Here is a 23,432-nt window from a genome sequence, read left to right as displayed (position 1 = left end):
CGAGGCCCGGGGAATGTGCTTGGAAAGCCCGGACGACTATCGGACTTTAGCTGCAACCAGCCGCGATTTAACGACAGCATAGGTTTGTCGGACGACCACATATAGCTGCTGGTCAGCTTTGGCGGCGTCCAGATATATCGCTGTAGTGTCAGCCGTAGCGGCTATCGCGAAGTGCGTAATGCGCGCCGTATTGATCGTCACATTTCTTTCAGTCAGGCCAGGAAATTCAATGAACATGAGAGACCCTTTTCCAGTCTTACGCCAGCACCGCCGCGATTCTCGGGGATGATTCGAGGCTAGCATCATCGGCGGCGCGGATGAATACTGCAATCACGAGTTGTTTATTTTATAGCTGTACAACCTAAAGGATAGTGACCTTCAATCATTAGACGTCGGTTCCACCAACAGCGTGAAACTGACCATGGAGTGGGAGCCTGGGCATTCAACGCAAAGGAGGTTGCCGATGTGTATCATCAAGCCAGCCGGACTGAGTTTCCCGCAAGGAGGGGTGAGTTTATGGCATACACCTGTCGAGCCCAGCGACAGCTCTGGTCGCGACCGAGCTTTAATGGCCGAAAACAACACGAAAATGAATGAAGTGGCAGCCCGTAGGGGAGTCGAACCCCTCTTACCAGAATGAAAATCTGGTGTCCTAACCGATAGACGAACGGGCCACTGTTGGTCGGGCGGTGTTTAAGGGCAGAAATGCCGCTTCGCAAGAGGAAAAATCAAGCCTTTGCCGCATCTTCCAGACGAAATTGCACACGCGTCTTGCCGCCCCAGGTGTTCAGCTCCAGTCGGCCAGCGAGGTGAAAGCGTTGGTGGCCGGGGTTTTCCAAAGCTGGGCCAAGATCGCTGTTGAAGGCACCGAAAGCGATGCCTTCAAGGCGCGCGCCGACACTATCGCCGAACGAAATTTTCAGGTGCTTTTCGCCGATGCGGCGGGTGGCGACATTTGTGTCGGCAAAGGCAAAGCGTGGCGCGGGGGCAGAGGCTCCAAACGGGCCTGCGGACTCGATTTGCTCGACAAATCCGGGAGTTGCGGCAGTCGGCATCAACAAGCTGTCGATGCGCAGGTCTTCACGGCCGCCCACACCCGCGCCTTGTTTTGCCAGCAGTTCAGCGAGACGCTCCATCGCCGCTTCCAGCTTATCGCGGGCTACTGTGAGGCCAGCCGCCATCTTGTGACCGCCACCTTTCAGCAGCAAGCCTTCCGTAGTCAAACGGTGAATCGCGGCGCCAAGATCGACACCGGTGACAGATCGGGCGGAGCCTTTGCCTTCGTTGCCGTCAAAGCCGATCACCACGGCGGGGCGGTGGCTGGCTTCTTTCAGCCGGGCCGCGACGATGCCGACGACGCCGGGGTGCCAGCCGTCGCCAGCGGCCCAAACCAGCGGGCCATCCATGCCGCGCATCTCGGCTTGGGAGAGGGCTTCTTCGCGCACACGGGCCTCGATATCGCGGCGTTCGGTGTTGAGCTGGTCAAGTCGCTCGGCCAAAGCCGTTGCTTCTAAAGCATTATCTGTCGAAAGCAGGCGCGCGCCAAGGTCGGCTTGGCCAATGCGACCGCCTGCGTTGACGCGCGGGCCGAGCAGGAAACCTAGGGCGTAACAGGTGGGAGCCTGATCCATGCGGGCAATGTCGGCAAGGGCGCGCAGGCCAGCGCGTTCGCGGCGGGCCATGACCTTAAGGCCCTGACGCACGAAGGCGCGGTTGACGCCAATCAGGGGGGCGACATCGGCGACGGTGGCGAGGGCGACCAGATCAAGAAGTGCCATAAGATCAGGGCCTTGGATGCCATCGGCGCGCAACTGGCGATTGGCTTCGACCAGCATCAGGAACACCACGGACGCGGCACACAGGTGGCCCAGATCGCCGTCTTCGTCTTGGCGGTTCGGGTTCACCACGGCGAAGGCGGCGGGGAGGGTTTCGGCGCCGAGGTGATGGTCGAGCACCACCACATCGCATTTGGCGGCCGCGATAGGATCAAAGCTGAGCGTGCCGCAATCGACGCACAGGATCAGGTCGTGCTTGCTGCCAAGTTCGGCCATCGCGGGCACGTTTGGGCCGTAACCTTCGTCGATGCGGTCGGGGATATAAAGGGTGGCCGGGGTGTTCATGGCGCGCAGCCAGATGATCAGAAGTGCTGCCGACGAGCCACCGTCCACATCATAATCCGCAAAGATTGCAACGCGTTGGCGGGTTTTGACGGCATGCAGGAAGCGGGCGGCGGCCTTGTGCATATCGCGCAGTTTTAGCGGATCGGGCAGTAGGTCGCGCAGCTGCGGGGCAAGAAAAGCCGGGGCGTCTTGCAGGGTGACGCCTCGGGTTACGAGCGTTGCACAGAGGGCGAGCGGCAGGCGAGTGATCTGCGCCATCGCCTCTGCCAGACGTTCGGATTCGTCAGTGGGGCCGATCCAGCGACGTTGGGTTAGCGAGGTTTCCACCGAAAGAAATGCGCGTTGGGTCATGGCGTGGGTTTGCCTGACCGTGGGCCCGGGAGCAAGGCGGAAATTGAGAAATTCTGCGCGCGGTTTTCGGTGTGGAAATCAGTTGAGCCTTTATTTCATTGGGCTTTTATAGATCATCCGGCGCACTGAACCGGTTTTTGAGCGCATCAGGATTGTCTCGGTCGTCACCCATCCGCCCTCAATTTTTATGCCTTGCAGGATGGAGCCTTGGGTGACGCCGGTGGCGGCGAAGATGACGTCGGCGGTGACCATCTCATCGCGGGTATAAATCCGGTTCAAATCGGTGATGCCAGCCTTGTAGGCGCGGTCTTTTTCGTCGTCATTGCGGAACAAAAGCTTGCCGTAAATCTGGCCGCCCATGCACTTTAGCGCACTCGCCGCGAGCACGCCTTCAGGTGCGCCGCCCGAGCCCATATACATATCAATCCCGGTAATTTCGCTTTCCGCACAATGGATTACGCCTGCAACGTCGCCATCGGTGATAAGGCGAATGGCGGCCCCGGTGGAGCGGACTTCGGCGATCAAAGCCTCATGCCGGTCGCGCTCTAATATGCAGACGGTGATCTCATCAGCGGCGACGCCTTTTGCGCGGGCTAGGGCACGGACTCGGGCGGCGGGGGGCATGTCTAGGGTGACGGTGTGGGGGACGTAGCCGGGGCCGATGGCGAGTTTTTCCATGTAGACGTCGGGGGCGTGCAGCAGGGTGCCGCGCGGGGCCATCGCGATGACGGTGAGGGCGTTCGGCATGTCTTTGGCGGTGAGGGTGGTGCCTTCGAGCGGGTCAAGCGCAATATCCACCGCTGGGCCGTTTCCGGTGCCTACTTTCTCGCCGATATAGAGCATCGGAGCCTCGTCACGCTCACCTTCGCCGATCACCACGACGCCGGAAATATCGAGCAAATTCAACTGGTCACGCATCGCATTGACCGCTGCTTGGTCAGCGGCTTTCTCATCGCCGCGTCCGATCAGTTTGGCCGAGGCCAAAGCTGCGGCTTCAGATACGCGGGCGAGGCCGAGGGAAAGCAGGCGGTCTTGGAATTCGGTGACGTCGGCCATGGGATATCCTTGCGGGGAAATTGGATTCTCTCTGATCTAGCCCGAGGCAGGCTTAGGCGGCAAGGATGATGGCGCTAACATATTGGGGGCGCTGCATTAATTTGTCAGTTTGTGTGGTTTTGCATCGTATGGAAAGCGGCCATTAATGGGCCATTTTTCGGCCATACGATTGTTGGGCCTTTTCGGCGTTAACCAATATCCGAGAATCAGGTCAGACTTCCTCGATCCGCAGCGCGACTGGAGCACCCACCATCACGCCAGTGCCCACGAAACTCGCCGTCGCGTGGTCGATATCGGCGCGGGTGGCTTTGTGGGTGACGATCAGCACGGTGGCCTTGTCGCCCTCGTGGTCATACTGGCGCATTTGGTCGATGGAGACGCCAGCCTCGCCCAAGCAGGTGGCGATTTTCGCCAAGGCGCCGGGTTTGTCCAGCAGCGTCATGCGCAGATAGTAGCTGGCGGGGGTGGCGGACCGGGCGGCTTGCGGGGTGGCGAGGGTATGGGCGGGCTGGCCGAAGGTCGGCAGGCGCAGGCCGCGCGCGATATCGAGCACGTCGGACATCACGGCGCTGGCGGTTGGCCCCATACCTGCGCCGGGGCCGCGCAGCACGATTTGGCCGACAGAGTCGCCTTCGAGCACGACCATGTTGGTGCCGCCTTGCAACTGGCCGAGCGGGCTGTCGGCGGGGACGAGGCAAGGGGTCATGCGTTGCTCTAGCCCTCGGCCCGTCATTTGCGCGACGCCGAGCAGTTTGATGCGGTAGCCCATGTCGGCGGCGAGTTTGATATCGTCGATCGAGATCGCGCCGATGCCTTCGAGTTCTACCGCGTCAAAGCTGACTTGAGTGCCGAAGGCGATTGCGGCGAGCAGGCTCAGTTTATGGCCCGCGTCGATGCCGCCGACGTCTAGGTTCGGGTCAGCCTCCAAGTAGCCAAGTTGCTGGGCTGCGTCGAACACCTCGGCGTAGGTCAGGCCCTCATTCTGCATCCGAGTCAGGATGTAGTTGCACGAGCCGTTCATCACGCCCATCACGCGTTTGATCTGATTGGCCGCCAAGCCTTCGGTCAGCGCCTTGATCACCGGGATCCCGCCTGCGACGGCGGCTTCAAAGCGGATGACCCGGCCTGCGGACTCAGCCGCGAGGGCGAGGGCTTGGCCGTGGTGGGCGAGCAGGGCTTTGTTGGCGGTAACCACATCTTTGCCTGCGGCGATGGCGGCTTCGGTGGCAAGCTTGGCGGGGCCTTCGTGGCCGCCCATGACCTCGACAAACACGTCGATATCGTCGCGTTGGGCGAGGGTTATGGGATCGGTTTCCCATGCGTAGGCGGAGAGATCGGCGTCGCGGTTTTTGGATTTATCGCGGGCGGAAACGGCGGTGATTTGCACAGGCCGCCCGCTGCGTTTGGCGATCAGATCGGCGTGGTCTTGCACGATCTTCACGACGCCAATGCCCACGGTGCCAAGACCAGCGAGACCAATGCGCAGGGGTTTGGCAGACATGGGCGGGCTCCGGGTTTGGATTTGGTTGGCTCGGGTGTTAGCCGATGGCGGGCCGGGGCGCAACGCGGGCGTTTTGGAGTTATTCTGCCGCTTGGCTGCGCAGGGCCGCGGCGCGGGCGTTTAGGGCCGCAACCGGGCCTGCGAGCGGATCAGCCGGGGCGGTCTGATTGATGCCAGAGATCAGTTGATCGGTAGGTAGCAACGATGGCGCGGGCAGATTGGTGCGGGCACCTGCATCCACTTCAGGGAACTGGGTGCAGGCGGAGAGGGCGAAGATAAGGAGGAGGGCGCGCGTCATGCGGGCGAGCATAGCGGGCGTGTGGGGCGGGGGCAATGCGTGGGGTGCGTGGTTTGCGCGCAACGGATTGGGTAACACCACGCCGCCCCGGACTTGATCCGGGGCCTCATGGTGGCTGTGGTTGGAAGGGAGGCCCCGGATCAAGTCCGGGGCGGCTTGGGATTTGGGGTTAGTAAGCAGGTTTGCGCGCTAGTGAGCAGTTCCGTCCGACCGCTAGTGCGCGGGTTTGATGAAGGTGCCGTTGCGCAATTCGGCCATGGCTTGTTGCAACTCGGCTTGGGTGTTCATCACGATGGGGCCGTGCCATGCGACGGGTTCCTGGATCGGCGCGCCTGACACCAGCAGAAAGCGGATACCATCCGACCCGGCTTGCACGGTGATTTCGTCGCCTTTGCCAAACTCGATCAGGGTGCGGTTGCCGGAGAGATCGCGGATGTTCAGCTCCTCACCTTTATACTCCTTCTCTAGCAGCACGCCGCGCGGACGGGCGCTGTCCGCAAACTTGCCAGCGCCTTCGAACACATAGGCGAAGGCGTGACGGCGGGTGTTAATTTTGAAAGTCTTTTTCTTTTCTGGCGGCACGTAAACATCAAGGTATTGCGGATCGGCGGCAATGCCATCGACCGGGCCGGTTTTGCCCCAGAAGCTGCCAACGATCACCTTCACGATGCTGCCATCGTCATCCATGATTTCCGGAATGTCGTTGGATTTCACATCCTGATAGCGCGGCGGCGTCATTTTGAGATGCGAGGGCAGGTTGGCCCAGAGCTGAAAGCCATGCATCTGGCCGCTGGCGTTGCCTTTCGGCATTTCTTGGTGAAGGATGCCGGAACCCGCCGTCATCCACTGCACATCGCCGCCTTTCAGCGTGCCGCGATTGCCGAGGCTGTCGCCATGTTCAACCGCGCCCGAAAGCACGTAGGTGATGGTTTCGATGCCGCGATGCGGATGCCACGGGAAGCCCTTTATATAATCGCGCGGAGTCTCGCCCCGGAAATCGTCGAACAGCAGGAACGGGTCGAATTGGCTTGGATCGGCAAAACCAAAGGCGCGGTGCAAATGCACGCCTGCGCCTTCAATATGCGGTTGTGCTGTGGTTTGGCTGAGAACGGGGCGGAGGGACATTGCAGGCTCCTATGATTGCGTTGTCCCAGAGTTAAGCGCGGTGCGGTTTTGCAGCAAGGCGTGAAGGCACAGGGCAACTGTGCATATCTGCACAGGTACACGAGTTTGATTTGGCGCTGAGAATTAGGTGCAGGTCACGCCTGTCATGCATAATTTCGGAATGAAGCGCGGGCGGGTGACGATGAATTGCTTTATAACTTCGTCATGCATGCCGACGTCGAACGCGGGCATGCCGATGTCGAACGCAGGGTGGTAGCTGACCTCAGCATCTACGATGATCACGCGGTCACCATCGGCCATCGCAGGTATGCGGTAAGCGGAGGTCGCAATGGTTGTGGTGGTCTGCTGCGGCATGGCGTTATCGGGCGAGCGCGACCAATCGACCTCAAACCGGGCGTTGGCGCTGGACCATGTCACCGAGGTGACACGGAGTTTGACGGTTTGATCTTTGTCGATCAGATAGCGCATCAGATCGCGCATTCCGGTGACGTAATTGGTGGGCAGCGTCACCATCTCACGCGAGATCATATCCGAGATCGTGTAGGCCGCCTTTTGCGCGGTGTTGACAGCGCGGTACGCATCCCAATAGACGAAAAGCGCGAGATATGCCCAGAGCATAAAGGGCAATACGATAAGGGCTTCGGCCATCAGCGTACCGCTTTCGTCACGGCTGAAACGTTCAAGTGTATTGCGGAGCGATTTCACGGCCTTACTCCTAACTTGGTTCGGTCACGAAGGCCGTTGTCGCAACGACACCGTAGCCGCCGTGGCCGTCTTTTGGCAGGCCCAACCCGATGCCTGTCATGGGAAACATTGCATCCTGGACGACGCAGACCCGCACCAGCATGATGTCATTTTGCTGGCCAATTTGCAGCGAGGTGACCGGTTGGATTTCTTCGGAGCGGTCAACGCAAGCGATCGCGGTGGTCGGCAGCGTCCAGCTTGTGGTGCTGATCCGGGTCATCTCAATTGTGATGTTGGCCTCGCAGTCCCTGAAAACTATCGTGCGATTGCAGATTTCTCTTTTCAATAGGGCGGCATCGGGGAGTGTGTAATGACCCAAGCGGAGTTCTCGCATCGTGATATCGACTGATTGCTCCAGCATGATCGAGCGGATCATCAGAAAGCCGCTTTCAAACGATGCCATAAAAATGGTGATCAGCAGGGGAACGGTAAGCACAAACTCCAATGTGGCGGTGCCGTCCTCAAGCCGAAAGGCATGGCGTAAGCGCTTGAGAAGGCGGATCATTGCGTCAGCCTGAGCTGGCTGATGTTGCTGGCGATGGCGCGGAAAGCGGTGCGGATTTGCAGGCCAGAGGCACTGAAGTAATGCGCGGCTGAGGTCGAGCAGTTGCGGATCTGGGTTTGACCGTTTGCCGGGGCTTCAAATGCGATGCCATAGACGATAACGCCCTGACCCTTGGCAAGCCCGCAGATGTTCTGCAACTGTGCATCCATAGCGTCGGTATCGGTTTGGGTGCGGAACGCTGCCATCGCGGCGTTATATTGCGTTGTGCGGGTGGTAGGATTGGTGCCAAGGGCGCGGGCATAGAGCTGCCAAGCGACATAGCTAAGCCGCATCTGCGACCAGACCTGCGGCCAGGTTTGCTGGGTAGCGCCAGTGGATTTGTTGTTTGTCCAAGGCCCAGCTTGCCACGCGTTTTGCGACGGCACCCAGTATTGATTGGTGCCGGCCGTGGAAGGGCGACCCGTGGTGAAGCGGATCGAATACAGGCCGTCATTAACGCTTTTATAGATCGGTGACAGGCCGGATTTATAAGCCGCGTTCACGCGCTCTTCAGCAAAATGCTCGCCGTCGGTCATCAGCACGATCACCTTCATCGCCTCGGGATCGGTGAAGCTGAACGGACGCCCGCTGAGATCGCTCGACATTTTTCCAGACGCAATCAGCTGGGTGTACATGGTCGCTGCCGCGGGGTCCATCAGGGCCATGCCCCATTTCAGCCCGGCGTTGATCGAAGTTGCCCCCACCGCTACCAGCCCACCGATCTGATTTTGCAGGCCGGAAATCGACTCGGACGGCAGGCGGATGATGTTGCCAGCTATCGGCGGGCACCAGACGTTGCCCGCGTTATTGGTGGCGTTGTAGCCGATCGCATACGTGGTGTCAGTGTACGCCACATAAGACGTGGCTTGGTTGGTGGTGGAATAGGTATCGGCGTGGGCGGTCATCGACATTGAGGTATTGGTCGGCAGTGCAGTGGCGTTGTAGACCGAGCTGGGCATGTCAACGCATTGCACTTTCGCCGCGTCACTGTTTGACGGCAACGCAACCGCAGGATCGTCGGTCAGTCCGGTGTATTTCGCGCGCAAATCCGGGCCGATATTGACCTGACCGTTGAAGGGTACCAAGCCAATCGAAATCTTATGCTCGGCATCGCTGGAAAGCACGGTGTCGACAAACTCTTTGGCGGCGGTTTTCAGGTTAACCAATTTGTTGTTGGTCGCCATCGAGCCTGACACATCCAGCACCAGCATGATCTCAACATTGGTGACGCGTTGTTCGGCCATCGAATGGCCTGCAGCGTCGAGCTTTGATTTGCCAATCAGATGCAGGAAATAGGGGTCAGTTGCAGCCGCAGCATCGGCGGTGACGTTTCGGAAGTTCATACCTTCTGACACGGTGACGCTTTTAAGGTATTGGTTCAGTCCGGCCTTGGTGAAGTAATCGGCGACGACGTTCTTGGGCTCAAGTGACTGGGTCAGCGAGGCCGCAGCCAGTGTGGCGCGGTCCAGTGTGTTTTGCAGCGTGGTGCGGGTTTGCTCGTAGCGCATCAGGTCAACCGCGAGGCCCCCCATCATCACCATCAGCAGGAACAGGCAGAGCGCGAGCACGGTCAGCGAACCGTCTTGTGCCGCGCAAAATCGTTTCAATGCCGCGTGGCGCAGGTGCGCCAGCAGGTTCGAACGGTTCCGGTCTTGAATTCCACAGTTCAGCTTGAACATGGACATATCCCAACTCCTGCCCACGGTCTTGGGTGCGGCGCACCGGACGGCGAGGCTTAGAAACACAGCTTGAAGGGAAATAAAGCGCTCGGCCTTGGGCAAAACTAAGGCTTTGGTGTTTCAGATTGTGGGCAAGATGTGGCGGAAACCAAAAATTCGGCAACAAATCAGCGAAATCGGCACGGTTGTTCATGCTTTCGAAAACATGCTCGCAACGCTCGGTTGTGGGGTACGTCAGGCTGGTTGCGGGGCTTGGTTTATGGGGTAGGGCGGACGAATCAGCGCAACGGTTGCTGTGCATGGCTATACCGATAATTGAGGAGGCGGGCACTGGAAGTTGAAACGCGCATCGCATTGCCCCGGCTTGATAATGCAGGCCGGGACAAGTTTATTGCGTGAGTTTCAATTGGGTCAGGTTCGAGGCGATGGTGCGGAAGGCTTGGCGCATCTCGGCAGAGTTTTTGGCATCATAGAAGTGGTTCTCAGAACTGGCGCACTGGGAGATTTGCGCGATGCCCGTCGGCGGAGCCTCGAAGGCGATACCGTAGACCAGCACTTTGTTCTGCTTGGCCAAGCCGCAGCTTTGTTGCAGCGAGGCGTTCATGGCATTGATCGTCGCATAGCTTGATACCATCGCGGTCATCGTGTTGGTGTAAGCTGTGGTTCCCAACGCGCGGCCAAAGAATTGCCAAGCGACATAGCTGGCGCGCAGATTGGCCCAAATGTCCTGCCAGTTTTGCTCGGCACCGCCGCCAAAAGGCGAGGCCGCCCAAGTGCCGAGATGCGGCACCCAATATTTATCGCCGCTATGGCTGGCATGATAGATCGAGTATTGGCCAGCGGCGGTTTTGTAGATGCGCGACGGCCCGGTCTTGTAGGGATCGGTGATGCGGGTGTGGGCAACATGCTCGCCATCGGTCATCAGCACGATGACTTTCATCGACTCGGGGTCGGCATAGTCGAATGGGCGGCCTGCAAGGTTGCTGCCCATTTGGCTGGCGCTGATCAGCTCGTTGTACATACCCCGGGCCGAGGGATCGAGCAGTGCCAAACCCCATTTCATCCCGAGCGTGATAGAGGTGTTGCCCCCAGCGACAAGGCCGTTGATCTGCGATTTCAGCGTTGCGGCGTTTTGGCTCGGCAGGCGGACGATATTTGAAGGCATTTTGGTGCAGAACACGTTGCTATAATTCGGCAAGGCGTTGCTTGCGTTGGTGGGCGAGACGAAAGCACTGGTCTGGCTGGTGCTGGATGCGTAATCCGCATAGGCCATCATCGGCAAATCGACATTGCGTGGAATGCCGGGCGCGTTGAACACCGAGGTTGGCAGTTCAAGGCAGTTGACGTCGGCAACCCCGTGCAGGTTCACCGCTTGATATTTGGCGCGCAGCACCGAGCCGAGGTTAACCTGCGCATTGTAGGGCACGATGGTGATCGAAATGCGGTGGTTCGGATCATTGGCGAGCATGTTATCGACAAACTCGGTCGCGGCGGTTTTCAGACCGGTGAGTTTCGCACCCGCCATCGAGCCGGACACGTCAAGCACCAGCGCGATCTCAACATTGGTGATTTTCTGCCGTGCCGCTGAGGCTGCCAGCGCGTCAAACTTATTGATGCCGATCAGGTGCAGAAAGAACGGTTTTGTATCAACGCGGCCATTCGAGCGGACATCGCGCGCGTTCAGCGCCTGCGTCACCTGGACGTCTTTAAGGCTGTCGCCAAGCCCGATTTTGCTGACGCAATCTTCCACCACCGATTTCGGGTCAAGCCGCTGATCGAGGCTCGCGGCCATCAGCGTGCAACGGTCCAGGGTGTTTTGCAGTTCGGTGCGCGCCGTCTCGTATCGCATCAGGTCAACCGCCACGCCACCCATCATCGCCATCAGCATGAACAATACCAACGCCAAGATGATCAGGGCGCCGTCTTCTTCGCGGCGGAAGCGACGGATGCGATTTAGCAAAACGCCGCGCAAAGCACGGACAGAGGGGGCGAAGACCACGGTATGTTCCTTTGCAAGCCACGTCGGATGCTGCCCCCGCAAACACATCCTTTGGCCATGTTGCTGCCCATAAGTTGTGGCGAAATTGTGGCAAACTAGGCGAGCGAGGGGCATTGCGTGAGTGGGTGGAAACACTGCTGCGATGTGGAGTGGAATGTGTCGGGGCTATCAACAGTGGTCCGTTAAAAAGATTGATGGCAACGCCGCACTACTGCCCAAATTGGACAAATCCGAATCACTCTTGGCAGAAAGTTGTCCAGACATGTCTTCATTGTGTGCTGGATTATTAGGCAAATGGCGGTAGGTGTTAGGCTGGCGCAGCGTGCGCCTCGCCGCATCAGATGCGGCAATTCAGGAGGACGACCATGAATGTTGCTGGCGAGCCGAGTTTTCGCGAATCCGTAGATATGATGTTCCGGCGGGCGACCGCTTTGATGGATCTTGGCCCGGGGCTTCAGGAAAAAATCCGGGTCTGCAACTCGACCTATACGGTGCGGTTTGGTGTGCGATTGCGCGGCAAGATTGAGACGTTCGTCGGCTACCGCTCGGTGCATTCGGAACATATGGAGCCGGTCAAGGGCGGCATCCGTTATTCGCTGGGGGTCAACCAAGACGAGGTTGAAGCATTGGCCGCGCTGATGACCTATAAATGCGCTTTGGTTGAGACTCCGTTTGGGGGATCGAAGGGCGGATTGTGCATTGATCCGCGGGCGTGGGACGAGCACGAGTTGGAGCAAATCACCCGGCGCTTCGCCTACGAGTTGATCAAGCGCGACCTGATCAATCCGGCGCAGAACGTGCCAGCGCCCGATATGGGCACGGGAGAGCGCGAAATGGCGTGGATTGCCGATCAGTATGCGCGGATGAACACGACTGATATCAATGCCAAGGCTTGTGTCACGGGGAAACCCCCGCACGCCGGGGGGATTCAAGGGCGTGTCGAAGCGACCGGGCGCGGGGTGCAATACGCGTTGCGCGAGTTTTTCCGCAACCCCGAAGACGCGGCGGTGGCTGGGCTGTCGGGCGATCTCGATGGCAAGCGCATCGTGGTGCAGGGTTTGGGCAACGTCGGCTATCACGCGGCGAAATTCTTGTCGGAAGAAGACGGCGCGAAGGTGATCGCGATTATCGAGCGTGATGGCGCGTTGCTGAATGACGACGGGCTGGACGTGGAAGACGTGCGGCAGTGGATGAACAGCAATGGCGGGTTGCTCGCGGGTTATCCGAAGGCCACACATGTGGTGGATGGCGCAAAAGTGCTTGAAATGGCCTGCGATCTGCTGATCCCGGCGGCTTTGGAGGGGGTGATCAACCTCGGCAACGCGGCGCGGATTCAAGCTCCGTTGATCGTCGAGGCTGCCAACGGCCCGATCACCTATGGCGCAGATGAGATTTTACGCGCCAAAGGCTGTGTGATCATCCCGGACATGTATGCCAATGCGGGCGGCGTGACGGTGTCTTATTTCGAATGGGTGAAGAACCTTTCCCACATACGCTTTGGTCGGATGCAGCGAAGGGCCGAGGAAGCCCGCTCGCGCGTGTTGGTCGAAGAACTGGAGCGTTTGTCGAACGATCAGCACTTGGGTTGGCAGTTGACGCCGGATTTCAAGAAGAAATTCCTGCAAGGCTCGGATGAGTTGGCGCTGGTGCGATCCGGTTTGGATGACACCATGCGCACCGCTTATCAGGCGATGCGCGAGGTTTGGCATGGGCGGCCCGAGGTGGGCGATTTGCGTGTGGCGGCTTATATCGTGTCAATCGGGCGTATTGCAGCGACCTATAAATCTAAAGGGCTGTGAGGTCTTCAGACTGGTCTAAATACTCCCGCCGGAGGCTCCCTTGGCTAGGGCAAGAGCCTCTGGCGGGAATGTTTCAGCCCATGTGAAACGCGCAAGCCGCAACAGGCTTGCGACACTCTTTGTCGCGGATGGCTCAGTTATTCGGGTTTGACTGTTGAATAACCCGTGCAAAGCGGGTTCACTTCGCCCCAGCAGTTTAGGAGCCACCCATGCGCTATTCCGGGTTGAAGGTGATCACCGAAGGGTTGTTCGGCAACAAGGGCTGGGGGCCAGCGTGGCGCAATCCTGCACCTAAAGCCGAGTATGATGCGATCATCATTGGCGGCGGCGGGCATGGGCTGGCGACGGCGTATTATCTGGCGAAGAACCACGGCATGACCAATATCGCGGTGCTGGAGAAGGGCTATCTTGGCTCTGGCAACATCGGGCGGAACACCACGATTGTGCGGGCGAATTACTATATGCCGGGGAACTCGGAGTTCTACTCGCATTCGTTAAAGCTGTGGGAAGGGCTCGAGGCGGAGCTTAACTATAACGTCATGCACTCGCAGCGCGGTCAGTTGATCTTGGCGCATTCGGATGGGCAGCGCGATACCCTCGCGCGGCGTGGCAATGCGATGATCAATCAGGGTGACGATGCAGAACTCTGGACGCTGGATCAGGTCAAGGACTTCGCGCCGTATTTAGATTTCGCGCAGACGCGGTTCCCGATTTATGGCGGCTTGATGCACAAGCGGGGCGGCACGGCGCGGCATGATGCGGTGGCTTGGGGCTATGCGCGCGGCGCGGATCGGCGCGGGGTCGATCTGATCCAGAACTGCGAAGTCACCGGGATTGATATTGAGAACGGGGTGGTGACGGGCGTGCAGACCACGCGCGGGGCGATCCGGGCGAAGAAGGTTGGCATGGTTGTGGCAGGGCGTTCGTCTCAGGTCGCGGCGATGGCGGGGATGCGGTTGCCGATTGAAAGCCATGTCTTGCAGGCTTTCGTGACCGAGGGGCTGAAGCCGATCATTGACTCGGTGATCTCGTTCGGGATGGGGCACTTCTATATCAGTCAGTCCGACAAGGGCGGTCTGGTGTTCGGCGGCGATCTCGATTTCTATTCCAGCTATGCAGCTAGGGGTAATCTGCCGATGGTTGAGCATGTGATGGAAGCGGCGATGACTTTGATGCCGATGATCGGGCGGGCGAAGGTGCTGCGGTCTTGGGGCGGCATTATGGATATGTCGGCGGATGGCTCACCGATCATCGACAAGACCCATATCGAGGGGCTGTTCGTTGATGCGGGCTGGAACTATGGCGGCTTCAAAGCGGCCCCGGCATCCGGTTGGTGCATGGCGCATCTGATGGCGACGGGGCAGAGCCATGAGGTGGCGCGGCGCTTCCGGCTGGACCGCTTCCGCACTGGCCATGTGATGGACGAAGAAGCCACCGGCAGCCAACATAATTTGCATTAAGGGAGTAGAGAGATGCGTATACCTTGCCCCCTTTGTGGCACTCGGGATCGGCGCGAGTTTTATTACTACGGGTCCGAGGATTATCTGAAGCGGCCCACGGATCAGGGCACGATTGAGGACTTGGATGACTATTTGTTCCTGCGCGACAATCCGGCGGGGGTGACGCGGGATGTTTGGTATCACGAGGCGGGCTGCGGGGCTTGGATGGTGGTGACTCGCAATACGATTAGCCACGAGGTTCTGGGATCAGAACTGGTTGCCAAGAAGAAGGAAGCCTGAACATGCGGATTGCAGGTAAGGGGCTGATTGACCGGTCGAAGCCGGTTTCGTTTCGGTTTGATGGTAAGACTTTTCAGGGGTTTAAGGGCGATACGGTGGCTTCGGCTTTGCTCGCCAATGGGGTGAAGCTGGTTGGGCGGTCGTTCAAGTATCATCGGCCGCGTGGGGTTTTGACGGCGGGGTCCGAAGAACCAAACGCGATGATCGAGGTGATTGGGGCGTCTAATCAGACCCCCAACGTGCGCGCTACGGTGCAAGAGATTTTTGAGGGGCTGAACACGCGCTCGCAGAACCGTTGGCCTTCGTTGCGGTTCGATGTGATGGCGGTGAACGATATGCTGTCGCCGTTCCTGTCGGCGGGGTTTTACTACAAGACGTTCATGTGGCCGCGCGCGTTTTGGGAAGCGATTTACGAGCCGATTATTCGTCGTGCGGCGGGGCTTGGTAGCCTGTCGGGCAAGCATGACGAGGGGCATTACGAGAAGGCGTTTGCGTTCTGCGATGTGCTGGTGATTGGCGCTGGGCCGACGGGGCTGATGGCAGCGTTGGAGGCGGCGCGGGCTGGCGCGGATGTGATTTTGTGCGAGGAGGACCGGCTATTGGGCGGTCGTTTGCTCGCCGATGACGCGCATTTGGATGGCAAGCCTGCTTTGGAGTGGGTGGCCTCGGTGGAGGCGGAGTTGAAGGCGCTGCCGAACGTGCGGATCATGCCGCGCGCCACGGTGACGGGGGCTTATGACGGCGGACAGTATTCGGCGGTCGAGCGGGTTGGCCTGCACAAGGGGCCCCGTCCTGATTTGCCGCGTGAGTGTTTCTGGCGGATCACGGCGGCGCGGACGGTGTTGGCGGCGGGTGCGTTGGAGCGTTCGATTGCGTTTCCGATGAACGATCGGCCGGGGATTATGCTGGCCTCTGCGGTGCAGACTTACCTCAATAAGTTTGGCGTGGTGCCGGGGAAACGGGTGACTTTGTTCGCCAACAATGACGGGGCGCGGGCTGTGGCGCGGCAGTTGATGGCGGCGGGCGTCACGGTGGCTGCGATCTTGGACAGCCGGACGGATGCGAGCGCGGTGGAGGATTGCCCGGTGTATCTGGGCGCGCAAGTCACTGACACCAAGGGGCGTTTGGGGCTGCGGGCAATTTCGGGCACGCATGTCGGTGGCGAGTTTGCGCTGGAAACGGATTTGCTCGCGGTGTCGGGCGGCTGGAATCCGACGCTGCATATCACTTGCCATCTGAACGGGCGGCCTCGGTGGGAGGCGTCTTTGGCGGCGTTTGTGCCTTTGGCGGATGCTGTGCCGAACCTGACGGCGGCGGGGGCGTGTAACGGCGTGTTTGATACGCTCGGCTGTCTGAGCGAAGGCCAAGCGGCGGCGCGGGCGGCGTTGCGCGGGCTGAATATGGCTGCGGCGGATGCGGTTTTGCCGACGGCCGAGGGGCTGCCTTATGTGATTGCGCCGTTGTGGCAGGTGGCTGGTAAGGGGCGGGCTTGGCTCGATTTTGCCAATGACGTGACGACCAAGGATGTGAAGCTGGCCGCGCAGGAAGGCTATACTTCTGTCGAGCATATGAAGCGCTATACGACGCAGGGGATGGCGCCGGATCAGGGCAAAAACTCGAACGTGGGGGCGCTGGCGGTGCTGGCGGATACCACGGGGCGGGGGATACCCGAGACGGGGACGACGACGTTCCGCCCGCCGTTTGTTCCGACTTCGATTGCCGTTATGGGGGCGGGCGGGCGTGGCGCGGGCTTTGCGCCGCAGCGGTTTTTGACCTCGGATCAGGCCAGCCGCGACCGGGGCGCGCCGATGATTGAGGCGGGGCTGTGGTATCGGCCGAGTTATTTCCCGAAGCCGGGGGAGACGACTTGGAAGCAGTCTTGCGACCGCGAGATTGGTTATGTGCGCGGCGCGGTTGGGGTGGCGGATGTCTCAACCTTGGGCAAGATTGATATTCAGGGTCGCGATGCGGGGCGGTTCCTCGATCTGGTTTATACCAATACGTTCAGTTCCTTGGCGGTTGGTCGGGTGCGCTATGGGCTGATGCTGCGGGCGGATGGTTATGTGCTGGATGATGGCACCTCGGCTCGGTTGGGCGAAAATCACTACCTGATGACCACCACGACGGCGGCGGCGGGGTTGGTGATGCGGCATCTCGATTTCGTGCATCAAAGCGAATGCGCGGATTGGGATGTGCGGTTTATCTCGGTGACGGAGTCCTGGGCGCAGTTTGCGGTGGCGGGGCCCATGGCGCGGGCTTTGCTGAACGGATATCTCGATCAGCCGTTGGGCGATTTCCCGTTTATGGCGACGGGAGCGGTGACGGTGGGCGGCGTGCAAGCGCGGCTGTTCCGCATCAGCTTTTCGGGTGAGGAAGGCTATGAGATTGCGGTGCCGACGCGTTATGGCGAGGCTTTGTTCCGTGATCTTGTGGCGCGGGCGGAGACGATGGGCGGCGGGCCTTACGGCATGGAAGCGCTGAACGTGCTGCGGATTGAGAAGGGTTTGATCACCCATGCCGAGATTGATGGCCGGGTGACGGCGTTTGATATTGGTGCTGCGAAAATGGTGTCGGCGAAGAAAGATTGCATCGGCAAGCTGGCGGCGACGCGGCCCGGTCTGGTTGGGCCGGAGCGGCAGCAGATGGTCGGGTTGAAGCCTTTGGGGGCGGAAAAGATCACCTCGGGCGCGCATCTGTTCATTCCGGGGGCGGATCTGAGCCGGGTGAACAGCCAAGGTCATATCAGCTCGGTCGGCTATTCGCCGATGTTTGACCGCGATTTGGGGCTGGGATTCTTGGTGAACGGTCGGGCGCGGATTGGCGAGACGGTGCGGGTGATCGATCGTCTGCGCGACATTGATGTGCTGGCCGAGGTCTGTGATCCGGTGTTCCACGACAAAGACGGGGAGAAATTGCGTGCCTGAATTGATCGCAAAGACCGCTTTGGCGGGGAAGAAACTGGTGGTGGCTGGGACGGTTTTGGCCGAGGTGGATCATGGTGTGGTGAGTTCCATCGCGCCGTATCCGGGCCAGGGGGATGCGGTGAGTAACGCATTGAAACCGCTCGGCTTTGGCTTTCCAGCGGTGAACAGTTTTGCTGTGAGCGGTGAGGCGCTGATCGCTTGGGCAGGGCGCGAGCAGGCGTTTCTGATTGGCGCTGACTGCCCGGATTTGAGTGGGCTGGCGGCGGTGACGGATCAATCCGGCGGCTGGGTCAGTCTGTCGTTGCAGGGGCCGTTGGCGGTGGATGCGCTGGCGCGGTATGTGCCGATGGATCTGAGGTTGTCGGCTTTTCCGGTGGGAGCTGCGGCGCGCACGCCGCTTTATCATATGTCGATGGTGCTTTTGCGGGTGGCTGAGGATGGCTTCCGGCTGATGCTGTTTCGCTCGATGGCGCGGACGGCATGGCATGAGATTGAAGTGGCGCTGAAAACGCTGGCCGCTCGGGCGGCGTGATGCTTTCGGCGGCGGATCTGGCCGAGTTGGCATCGTTTCGGCGTGAGTTGCATCAGTTTCCAGAGGTGTCGCGCGAGGAAGCTGCGACCGCGCAGCGGATTGTGCGGGCGCTGGCGGCACTTCAACCAGATCAGGTGGTGACGGGGCTTGGCGGGCATGGTGTGGCTGCGGTGTTCAACGGCGCTGAGGCGGGCCCGACGGTGATGTTTCGCGCCGAGTTGGATGCGCTGCCGATCACGGAAATCTCGGAGGCCGCGCATCGCTCAACCATCCTCGGCAAGGCGCATTTGTGCGGGCATGATGGGCATATGACGCTGCTGATGGGCCTCGGGCGGTTGATCGCGCGTCAAAAGCCTAAGCGGGGCCGGGTTGTGCAGATGTTTCAGCCTGCCGAGGAGGATGGCTCAGGGGCGGCTGCGGCGGTTCGCGACCCTCGTTTTGAGGCATTGCGGCCCGATTGGGCGTTTGCGATTCATAACATGCCGGGATTGCCGTTTGGGGTTTCGGCGCTGAAGGCGGGGGCGGTGAATTGCGCCTCGCAGGGGCTGAAGATCACGCTTTCGGGTAAGACGGCCCATGCGTCGTTGCCGGAAACGGGAGTGTCTCCGGCGCTGGCTTTGTCGCGGCTGATCCCGGCGATTTCAGCTTTGGGGCAAGTTGGGCCGTTGGGGCCGGACTACCGTTTGGTCACGATCACTCATGCGCGGCTGGGCGAGGCGGCGTTTGGGATTGCGCCGGGCGAGGCGGAGTTGTGGGCAACTTTGCGCACGATGCAAGATGGTCAGATGGCGGCGTTGCGGGCCGCTGCGATGGATTTGGCGCGGGCGGAGGCTGCGGCGCAGGGGCTTAGCGTTCGGTTCGGCCATCACGACGATTTCGCGGCTTCGGTGAATGACGCGCAGGCTGTGGCGCATCTGGCTCGGGCGCTGGAGGCGTTGGGGATGCCCTATGATGAGGGCGATCTGCCGATGCGGGCTTCGGAGGATTTTGGGCGGTTTGGGCAGGGTGGCACACGATCGGCGATGTTGTTCTTGGGCGTGGGTGAGGATCATCCGGCGCTGCACAACCCCGACTATGATTTCCCAGATGCGCTGATCTCGGTGGGTGTGCAGATTTTTCATCGGGTGATGCGCGATCTGTTGGGGTGAATTGCTTAAAATCTGTCTAAAATTGTCATCCTCTTTGCTCAAATATCCCCGCCGGAGGCTCTTTTTGCTTAGGTCGGATGCCTCCGGCGGGGATATTTGGACCAATGTGAAACTGCGAGCGGTGCACTGGACAGACCGCCCATCAGACCTGATATAACGGGGCATGAGTCTGCCACCCGGTTTCCTTGACGAACTGCGCACGCGCGTCTCGCTGTCCTCGGTTGTGGGCAGGAAAGTGACGTGGGATCCGCGCAAATCCAATCAGGGCAAGGGCGATATGTGGGCGCCTTGCCCGTTCCATCAGGAAAAATCCGCCAGCTTCCACGTCGATGATCGCAAGGGATTTTACTATTGCTTTGGCTGCCATGCCAAAGGCGATGCAGTGACGTTTATCAAGGAAACTGACAACCTCAGCTTCATGGAAGCGGTGGAGGTTCTGGCTCGGGAGGCCGGGATGCCGATGCCTGCGCGTGATCCGCGTGCGGCGCAGGTGGCGGACAGGCGTAGCCAACTGGTTGAGGTGATGGATGAGGCGGTGAAGTGGTTTCGGCTGCAACTGCGCACTTCGGCGGCGTCTGAGGCTCGGGCCTATCTGACCAAGCGCGGGTTGTCGGTAGAGGCGCAGGATCGCTGGGAGATCGGCTTTGCGCCGGATCAGCGGCAGGGGTTGTATCTCGCGCTGCGGCAAAAGGGTGTGGCGGATGATTTGATCGTGGCCTGTGGGGTGTGCGCTAAGCCGGATGATGGGGGTGCACCTTATGATCGCTTTCGGGGGCGGATTATCTTCCCGATCCGCGACGGCCGGGGCAGGGCGATTTCCTTGGGCGGGCGGGCGATGGACCCGAACGCGCGGGCGAAATATCTGAACGGGCCAGAGACGGAGCTGTTCGATAAGGGGCGCAATCTGTTCAACCATGCGGCTGCGCGGGAGGCTTCTGGCAAGGGTGCGGCTTTGGTGGTGGCCGAGGGTTATATGGATGTGATCGCTCTCAGTGAGGCCGGGTTCAAGGCCTCGGTGGCCCCTTTGGGCACGGCGGTGACGGAAGATCAGTTGCGGTTGATGTGGCGGATTTCGGATGAGCCGATCATTGCTTTGGATGGCGACACAGCGGGGATCCGGGCGGCTTTGCGGGTGATTGATCTGGCTTTGCCGCTGCTCGAGGCGGGCAAGGGCTTGCGCTTTGCGGTGCTGCCGGGCGGGATGGACCCGGATGATTTGATCAAGTCGCAGGGTGCTGGTGCGATGAAAGCCGTGCTGGATCAGGCGGTGCCGATGGTCAAACTGCTGTGGCAGCGCGAGATTGAGGGCAAGCAGTTTGACAGCCCCGAGCGCAAGGCGGCGTTAGACAAATCCTTGCGCGCGCATCTGAAGCGCATCGCGGACCCGTCGATCCGCAGCCATTACGGCGAGGATATCAAGCAGCTGCGTTGGGAGCTGTTTGGTCAGCGCCCACGTTCTGCCAAGCCGTTTGTGCCGCGCCAGCCGGGGCAGAAGGGGCGTTTTGCGCCGACGGTCGAGATGCCGCCGGTGGCATCGACCAAGGATTCGGCGCTCGCCACTGCTTCCGAGCGTGGCGAAGAAGTGTTGCGTGAGGCGGTGATCTTGGCCGGGTTGATCTTTCACCCGAGCTTGATCCGGCGGTTTGAGTCGGCGCTGGAACAGATGGAACTGATCGGCGACGGCCACCATGCCTTACGCGGTCTGCTGTTGAGCAATCACGATGCCGAGCCCGCCCAGCTTTATGACCAAATTCAGCAGGCAGCGCCCGCTGCCCTTGATGCGCTGATGGCCCGTCCCCATGTTCAGATCGCGCCGCCAGTGAGAAATCGCACTGACAGCGAACTTGCCGAATTGTGCATTGCCGAGGGTTTGGCGCATCTGGAGGCCAGCCGCGGTGCGCGGCGTGAGATTGCCGAGGCGATGGAAGATATTGAGGGTTTGGCCGATGAAGGTCTGACCTGGCGTATCAGCCAAGCCAATGTGGCGAGATTTACTGCCTCGGCAGGTCCGAAAGGCAAAACGGCCGAGGCTGTTATGGCCTCGAACGGCGTGCAGATGGATAAGGACGAGTTGGAAGGCGCGCGCAGCTTGTGGGAAAGCATTCAGTTCTCTAAGGACGGCCCAAAGCGTTAGCTGGGTTAATTTGACTGATTCGGCTTTCCCCGGCTGTGATTCGCGCTATTGATTCGATTTGGTTGCTTATGATTCGCTAAACTACCCGAAGACTGCCCGCCCATCCCGTTTTGACCTAGGAGCGCTTATGGCCTCGAAAGACACCGACGACGGCAAACCTGAAGCCGATGAAGCGGATGTTTCCCTTGATATGAGCCAAGCGGCCGTCAAGAAAATGATCGCCGACGCGCGTGAGCGGGGCTACATCACCTATGAGCAGCTCAACAATGTGATGCCGCCCGAGCAGGTGTCCTCCGAGCAAATCGAAGATGTGATGTCGATGCTGTCCGAGATGGGCATCAACGTCATTGAAGACGAGGATGTTGAGGAAGGCGAGCCCGTGGTTGGCGGCGATCTGGTGGAAACCGGGTCGGGCGCGCGCGATGTGGCGGTTGTCACCACCACGACCGAAGCGTTGGATCGCACCGACGACCCGGTTCGGATGTATCTGCGCGAGATGGGCAGCGTTGAGTTGCTATCGCGCGAAGGCGAGATCGCGATTGCCAAACGCATCGAGGCTGGCCGCAATACGATGATCGCCGGGCTGTGTGAAAGCCCGCTGACGTTCCAAGCTATCATCATCTGGCGCGACGAGTTGTTGTCAGAAGACATTTTGCTGCGCGATGTGATTGACCTTGAGGCCACCTTTGGGCGGTCTTTGGATGGTGAAGAAGGTCTGGTTGGCGCTGATCTTGAAGGCGTCGATGTCGATGCGGCACCGCGTCGGGCAGAGGGCGATGAGCCCGAGCTTGATGCGGACGGCAATCCGTTGATGCGTTCGGATGACGACGACGACGAAGATGATGGCACCTCGATGTCGCTTGCGGCGATGGAAGCCGCGTTGAAGCCGAAGGTGCTGGAAACCCTCGACCTGATCGCGCGCGACTACACCAAGCTGGCCGAGATGCAGGATCTGCGGATGTCGGCGACGTTGTCAGAAAAGTCGCGGTTCTCGGCGACCGAAGAATCCGCCTATCAGAAATTGCGTAGCGAAATCGTTGTGTTGGTGAACGAACTTCATCTACATAACAACCGGATCGAAGCGCTGATTGACCAGCTTTACGGCATCAACCGCAAGATCATGGCGATCAACTCCGGCATGGTTAAGCTGGCTGATGCTGCCCGGATCAACCGCCGCGAGTTCATCGACGAATACCAAGGCTACGAGCTGGACCCGAACTGGCTGGACAAGATGGCGTCCAAAGCGGGCCGTGGCTGGCAGGCGCTGATTGAGAAAAGCCGCGATAAAGTGGAAGATTTGCGCGCCGAGATGGCGCAGGTCGGCACCTATATCGGCGTGGATATTTCCGAATTCCGCCGTATCGTGAACCAAGTGCAGAAGGGCGAGAAAGAAGCCCGGCAGGCCAAAAAGGAAATGGTCGAAGCCAACCTGCGATTGGTGATCTCGATTGCGAAAAAATATACCAACCGTGGTTTGCAGTTCTTGGATTTGATCCAGGAAGGCAACATTGGCTTGATGAAGGCCGTCGATAAGTTTGAATACCGCCGGGGTTATAAGTTCTCAACCTATGCGACGTGGTGGATCCGTCAGGCTATCACCCGCTCGATCGCCGATCAGGCCCGCACCATCCGTATTCCGGTGCATATGATCGAGACGATCAACAAGCTGGTCCGCACTTCACGCCAATTCCTGCACGAGCAGGGCCGCGAACCGACGCCGGAAGAAATGGCCGAACGCC

17 protein-coding genes and 1 tRNA gene are annotated in these 23,432 nt (G+C 59.8%); 8 read left to right on the top strand and 10 right to left on the bottom strand.

The window, feature by feature from the left end; translation table 11 throughout:
• Positions 1-599 precede the first annotated feature (599 nt).
• The 10 genes from JWS10_RS10345 to JWS10_RS10300 form a co-directional block, all read right to left on the bottom strand.
• Positions 600-674: transfer RNA gene (locus tag JWS10_RS10345), tRNA-Glu, on the bottom strand.
• 54 nt (positions 675-728) lie between these two features.
• Positions 729-2,471 carry a single-stranded-DNA-specific exonuclease RecJ gene (recJ, locus tag JWS10_RS10340; protein WP_299507046.1) on the bottom strand — a complete coding sequence of 581 codons (1,743 nt, stop codon included), beginning with the start codon at positions 2,469-2,471 and terminating at the stop codon, positions 729-731.
• A gap of 90 nt (positions 2,472-2,561) precedes the next feature.
• Positions 2,562-3,527 carry a class II fructose-bisphosphatase gene (glpX, locus tag JWS10_RS10335; RefSeq protein ID WP_299507043.1) on the bottom strand — a complete coding sequence of 322 codons (966 nt, stop codon included), beginning with the start codon at positions 3,525-3,527 and terminating at the stop codon, positions 2,562-2,564.
• Positions 3,528-3,738: 211 nt separating this feature from the next.
• A complete protein-coding gene (locus tag JWS10_RS10330) occupies positions 3,739-5,028 on the bottom strand; it encodes a homoserine dehydrogenase (RefSeq protein ID WP_299477539.1) in 1,290 nt (429 codons plus the stop codon).
• Positions 5,029-5,107: 79 nt separating this feature from the next.
• A complete protein-coding gene (locus JWS10_RS10325) occupies positions 5,108-5,326 on the bottom strand; it encodes a hypothetical protein (RefSeq protein WP_299477542.1) in 219 nt (72 codons plus the stop codon).
• A 213-nt stretch (positions 5,327-5,539) separates the two neighbouring features.
• Complete coding sequence (locus JWS10_RS10320) at positions 5,540-6,451, bottom strand: pirin family protein (protein ID WP_299507040.1); 912 nt, start codon at positions 6,449-6,451, stop codon at positions 5,540-5,542.
• A gap of 123 nt (positions 6,452-6,574) precedes the next feature.
• On the bottom strand, positions 6,575-7,156 hold the full coding sequence (locus JWS10_RS10315; RefSeq protein ID WP_299507038.1) for a hypothetical protein: 582 nt from the start codon (positions 7,154-7,156) through the stop codon (positions 6,575-6,577).
• 10 nt (positions 7,157-7,166) lie between these two features.
• Positions 7,167-7,700, bottom strand: coding sequence for a TadE family protein (locus tag JWS10_RS10310; RefSeq protein WP_299507035.1), 534 nt, complete (start codon positions 7,698-7,700; stop codon positions 7,167-7,169).
• Positions 7,697-9,424 (bottom strand): pilus assembly protein TadG-related protein, encoded by a 1,728-nt coding sequence (locus JWS10_RS10305; protein WP_299507032.1) that lies wholly within the window; start codon positions 9,422-9,424, stop codon positions 7,697-7,699. The genes JWS10_RS10310 and JWS10_RS10305 overlap by 4 nt, the downstream gene beginning before the upstream one ends.
• A 382-nt stretch (positions 9,425-9,806) precedes the next feature.
• The gene (locus JWS10_RS10300; protein WP_299507029.1) at positions 9,807-11,417 is read right to left on the bottom strand and encodes a TadE/TadG family type IV pilus assembly protein; all 1,611 of its coding nucleotides are present in this window, start codon (positions 11,415-11,417) and stop codon (positions 9,807-9,809) included.
• Positions 11,418-11,782: 365 nt separating this feature from the next.
• On the opposite strand from JWS10_RS10300, the gene JWS10_RS10295 reads away from it, so the two are divergent.
• The 8 genes from JWS10_RS10295 to rpoD all read left to right on the top strand — a co-directional run.
• Entirely contained in the window at positions 11,783-13,216 is a 1,434-nt protein-coding gene (locus tag JWS10_RS10295; RefSeq protein WP_299477560.1) for a Glu/Leu/Phe/Val dehydrogenase, read from the top strand.
• Between the two features lie 209 nt (positions 13,217-13,425).
• Positions 13,426-14,676: a sarcosine oxidase subunit beta family protein gene (locus JWS10_RS10290; protein ID WP_299507026.1), complete on the top strand. Its 1,251-nt coding sequence runs from the start codon at positions 13,426-13,428 to the stop codon at positions 14,674-14,676.
• 12 nt (positions 14,677-14,688) lie between these two features.
• Positions 14,689-14,955, top strand: coding sequence for a sarcosine oxidase subunit delta (locus JWS10_RS10285; RefSeq protein ID WP_299507023.1), 267 nt, complete (start codon positions 14,689-14,691; stop codon positions 14,953-14,955).
• Positions 14,956-14,957: 2 nt separating this feature from the next.
• Positions 14,958-17,879 (top strand): sarcosine oxidase subunit alpha family protein, encoded by a 2,922-nt coding sequence (locus JWS10_RS10280; protein ID WP_299507021.1) that lies wholly within the window; start codon positions 14,958-14,960, stop codon positions 17,877-17,879.
• Positions 17,872-18,411, top strand: a complete 540-nt coding sequence (locus JWS10_RS10275; protein ID WP_299507018.1) for a sarcosine oxidase subunit gamma — start codon at positions 17,872-17,874, stop codon at positions 18,409-18,411. Before JWS10_RS10280 ends, JWS10_RS10275 begins: the two co-directional genes overlap by 8 nt.
• Positions 18,411-19,559: an amidohydrolase gene (locus tag JWS10_RS10270; protein ID WP_299507015.1), complete on the top strand. Its 1,149-nt coding sequence runs from the start codon at positions 18,411-18,413 to the stop codon at positions 19,557-19,559. The genes JWS10_RS10275 and JWS10_RS10270 overlap by 1 nt, the downstream gene beginning before the upstream one ends.
• A 163-nt stretch (positions 19,560-19,722) precedes the next feature.
• Positions 19,723-21,693 carry a DNA primase gene (gene dnaG, locus JWS10_RS10265; RefSeq protein WP_299507012.1) on the top strand — a complete coding sequence of 657 codons (1,971 nt, stop codon included), beginning with the start codon at positions 19,723-19,725 and terminating at the stop codon, positions 21,691-21,693.
• A gap of 127 nt (positions 21,694-21,820) precedes the next feature.
• On the top strand, positions 21,821-23,432 hold a 1,612-nt coding region (gene rpoD / locus JWS10_RS10260; protein ID WP_299507009.1), incomplete at its 3' end, for an RNA polymerase sigma factor RpoD.

Origin of the sequence: Cypionkella sp. (genome assembly GCF_028290025.1) — a bacterium.
Taxonomy (GTDB): domain Bacteria; phylum Pseudomonadota; class Alphaproteobacteria; order Rhodobacterales; family Rhodobacteraceae; genus Cypionkella.
The sequence above is the reverse complement of the archived record's forward strand: the minus strand, read 5'-3'. Positions and strand labels throughout refer to the sequence as shown.